The sequence below is a fragment of the Candidatus Aegiribacteria sp. genome, assembly GCA_021108435.1.
In the GTDB taxonomy this organism is placed as follows: domain Bacteria; phylum Fermentibacterota; class Fermentibacteria; order Fermentibacterales; family JCC-6; genus Aegiribacteria.
This window is the reverse complement of sequence record JAIOQY010000129.1, coordinates 1-4,058: the sequence shown is the minus strand read 5'-3', so window position 1 is coordinate 4,058 and position 4,058 is coordinate 1. Positions and strand designations below refer to the sequence as shown.

At 46.0% G+C, this 4,058-nt stretch carries 4 protein-coding genes; 2 read left to right on the top strand and 2 right to left on the bottom strand.

Annotated features, from left to right (window positions below; translation table 11 throughout):
* On the bottom strand, nt 1-332 hold a 332-nt coding region (locus K8R76_07555), incomplete at its 3' end, for a CotH kinase family protein (protein MCD4848029.1).
* A 91-nt stretch (nt 333-423) separates the two neighbouring features.
* On the opposite strand from K8R76_07555, the gene K8R76_07550 reads away from it, so the two are divergent.
* Complete coding sequence (locus K8R76_07550; protein MCD4848028.1) at nt 424-1,530, top strand: hypothetical protein; 1,107 nt, start codon at nt 424-426, stop codon at nt 1,528-1,530.
* Between the two features lie 166 nt (nt 1,531-1,696).
* On the opposite strand, the gene K8R76_07545 is transcribed toward K8R76_07550, so the two are convergent.
* A complete protein-coding gene (locus K8R76_07545; protein ID MCD4848027.1) occupies nt 1,697-2,791 on the bottom strand; it encodes a hypothetical protein in 1,095 nt (364 codons plus the stop codon).
* Nucleotides 2,792-3,049: 258 nt separating this feature from the next.
* Between K8R76_07545 and K8R76_07540 the strand changes: the two genes are divergently transcribed.
* Nucleotides 3,050-4,058, top strand: a 1,009-nt coding sequence (locus K8R76_07540) for a methyltransferase domain-containing protein (GenBank protein ID MCD4848026.1), incomplete at its 3' end; no start/stop codon positions are given.

The following is a 4,058-nucleotide window of genomic DNA, read 5'->3' as shown; positions in this document are numbered from 1 at the left end:
AGTTTTCTGGACAGCAGGAGTCCGAGAGCGTTTCGCATAAGTGAAAGGTCTCTGTAATGAGCGTCCAGCAGGATATGAGAAGCGTTTTCAATTGATGTATCGAACAGCTCGATCTTCCAGCTGAGTTTTGGCTTCCATAGTGAAGACCCTCCTCTGAATCCCGCAAGGCAGCTGCATGCACCAGCCTCCATTTCGACATATGCGGGAAGCTGGTAATCAGCAAACGGATCGGAATAAAGGCTGTCAAGCAGCTGGGGATCCATTTGCAGATGATATGAATCAAGAGAACCCTGAGTACTCAGAATCAGTATGGCTCCAAGAATAATTTGCATTATCTTCTTTCAGTAGTTTTCGATAAGTATAGAAACAAGTAAATATAACAGTTGTAAAATATATCGTTAGTATGCCCGGGAGGAGAGAATTATGCCTGAAGAAATGAATAACGGTAATGATCCGACTGAAGAGATCAGCAATGCAGAGCACGATGACAAGAAAGTGGCTATCCATGAAATAAGCTGCAGCAACTGCGGCGCTCCGCTTTCTTACATGGAAGGTGAAGCGGTTATCACCTGCGAATACTGCGGGACCACAACCATGCTTGCAGGTTATGATAACATCGTAACGGTTGAATCGCATTATCTTCTTCCGCCAAAAGTCGGGCGTGATGAAGCCATCGGGATTGCTTCCGGGTGGCTGAAAAAAGGTTTTTACAAGTCGAAGGATCTTCCCAACAAGGTAAGCTGGAAGAAAACAGAAGTCAGAGTTCTTCCCTACTGGATAGTCAGATGTACCGGCAACACCCGCTGGAGCGGCATGCAGAAACGGACAAAAACTACGGGTAAGGGAAAGAACAAAACATCAGAAACCTACTGGGAACCTGTACAGGGGCGTATCACCGATGATTATACATGGCCTGTATATGCCAGAGAGGATACTTCAGAATTCTGGGGAATTCGAAATATCGAACCCGGTAAGCAATGTGTATTCCCGGACTGGGGAAAATTCATTTTCAGGATAGGAGGATCGAAAAAAGCCCCTAATAAGGATCTTCTTGAAGGCAAAATGGATTTCTCAATTGATGAACTCAAGAAATTCAATATGCAGGAGCATATCATCAACGGACAGATTATTCAGGAAAAGGCCGAGGTGTCCGCCAGGAACAGGATAATTGAACTGCATCAGCAGAAGGCCGAGAGTAAAGCCACAAAAATTACTGACGTAGATACAACAATAGATGTCCAGGGTGTTGACCTTGTATACGTTCCTATCTGGGAGCTTGAATATGCGTATAAGGATAAAAACTACCGCATACTTGTAGATGCAAGCCGCCAGGAAGTTCTTTCGGGAGAAGCGCCGGTCGGTAAATGGGCAAAAGCGACCGTATTCGATATCATATTCCTGCTGATTGCAGCCATTTTCGCGGCCATAGGCGGTACAACCGACGGTGCCTCATGGCCATGGATAGGAGCAGGTGTTTTCGGCGGAAGCGCTGTCGCCTACTTCATCTGGACCGCAACGATGAAGGAATAGGATCAGATCAGCGACATCAGGAAGTTATTCGCGGATATCGCGTTCTCATACTATTATCCCTTCGGTAATTATGGAGTGTATTCCAAATATATCATGATAATTTTGGAATGCAGTCCAAAAATCCCGAATAATATTCAGATGCAGGAACTCAAAAAACCGAATAATCTTACTTGAACTGCAGACGATACAGCCTTGGATAGTCTTCGGGAGCAAGATCCCAGGCGATTATTCCGTGCTCATTGATTTCAACAAGGATATACAGGGAATCAGGGAAAGCCGTAAGGTACACTTCTCGGATCTTCTCTCCTTCAGGTGAAAATACATCCCAGATCAGCCCCTTCGAAGTGCCCTGCTGTGCCCAGAGGTTGCCAAGAGAATCAATACCCAGTTTTTCTATCTGTGGCGCATATTCAGGAAGCTCACCGGTTATCTGCTGGGTGTTGTCGTCGATCGTTACCCTGAAGGAAGCCTGTGGAATATTCGTGTATCTTGCAATATCTCCCAGGGGTACAAGAACCGGTTCCGATGATATGGTGTCAACAGGTTGCCCATCAAGGTCGAATACTTCTATGAGATAATTTGTCGAGTTCATTCTGTGCATGTAGACATTACCGTTGTTTGCCGCTGTAAAAGCCACGTATCCGGGTCTGAAATCGTAACCTTCTTCGCTGAAGTCGAAAAGGTGAGTGAACGGTGTAGCTCTTGGCTCCTCAGATATTCCCTCCCAGATATTAAGCTCGTATCCCATCTTGTAGGTTCCTTCCACCTGGCGCGTGGGGCAGGAGTATATAACAAAGCAGGAATCACCAGCAGCAGCCATACTCAAGGGCATTTCAAAAACATGGTTAGGTCTGCTGCCAAGGTATTCACCCTCAGCTGAGAAGAAACACACTTCTTTGTCCATCCAGTCGAATACTGCTATTCTCCCATCGCCCAGAACTGTCATTGTGCCGGGAAGGGTAAACTCTCCCGGAGCTTCACCAATACCTCCAAAGGAAGATATGAATTCACCATACTCATCGTAGGTTGAAATGAATCCCGTTGATCTGTCGAAGAGAATAACATTCCCTCCCGGTAGAACCTCGGCTTTTATAATCGAGCCAAACATGTAACAGCTGTCGCCCATAAGAACACCGATAGAATCGGTAACAATGAGTGTGTCAATTTCTGGACCGGCTGGTTCTTCGATCCTGACAGGGGTCTGTTCCCCGCCGCAGGCAATGAGCAGCACAGATATGATGAGACAGAAAAGAGATTTCATTTCATTCTCCATACTAAATAGAGTTTCATTTTCTACCGGTGTACTGGCCGCACAGCATGATAAGGGTATTCAATTATGCTTGCAGAAGAAGTAAAAGAGTTTGTAATAACTGGTTAACCAAATCCCGATATGCAACGATCCGTACATTATCTACATTCTATATACGAATAAACATCTTGCCTGTCAAATCTTGACAATATTGCTATCTAATTGATACATTAGTACTTACAGGTGCGAAATATATGAGGAGGAATTTCAATGCAAAGTTCAGCTCTGGAATATCTCAGATGCCCGGAATGCAGAGGACATCTTTCAATTCACCATGCAACAAAGCGAAATGGTGATATCAGGTCAGGTACAATGAAATGTGCGAAATGCGACAATCAGTATCCTGTTATACTGGGCAGGCCGGTCCTGTTGCCAAATGCGGCAGTCAATACCTGGCAGGCTCCTGTGGATGAAGCTCTGGGAGTGGTGCCAGGCACACCGGTTAATGGCTTGCTTTCCCTCAACAGGCTGAAAGAGATCGGGATTGGCAGGGCAATCGAACGATTAGGCAATCGGTGTATCAAATCAGAAATGATTGAATCGGATCCGAATGCGGTCACAAAAGAAATGCTTGGAAAGGCAAGGTACCTGGATTCGGGGGAATGGTTCAAACACAAAGGAAGAGCGAAACGATTACTCACGTTTCCGGCTGAGGGCGGAGTCAATCTTGACATCTTCAGAGAGTTTATGAACACGGTAAAGAGAGTGAAACCGGAGGATCTTATCGACCTTCTTTCAGGAGGGGGATACGGAGTAACGCATCAGGCGTTTCAAAACAGTGAGTTGAGGCGGATTGCCTCGGTTGAACGGGATTTGAAGTGCCTGTGGAACATTCAGTACCGGTTCAAACATATCGGGCGAAGTTCAATCAGCGAAGCAATCGGAGGGGATGTACGGCGTCTTCCCATAGTATCGGAGAGTTTTGATACCGCAATGACCCTGCAGGGACTGGTTGAACTTCATGGAATCAACGGATTCCTGAAGGAAGCGTATAGAGTCCTCAAGCAGGATGGTCACTATATAGCTCTATATTCGGAAGACCCTGTCACGTTCGATATCCTGCCTGTTTCCGAGTTAAAACGATTTGCCCTGGCAGCGGATCTTTATGCCGGGCATGAGCGGTTCATCAGCGCAGCGGAGAAAACCGGTTTCAGAGTTATCAGTACAAAAGCTCTCGAAGGTACGAGGGGCAAAAAAAGAATCACTGTATTCAGGAAAA

Excerpts from the sequence above, each read along its gene's own strand:
- K8R76_07550 (MCD4848028.1), top strand. The coding sequence starts at position 424 with ATGCCTGAAGAAATGAATAACGGTAATGATCCGACTGAAGAGATCAGC.
- K8R76_07545 (MCD4848027.1), bottom strand. The coding sequence starts at position 2,791 with ATGAAATCTCTTTTCTGTCTCATCATATCTGTGCTGCTCATTGCCTGC.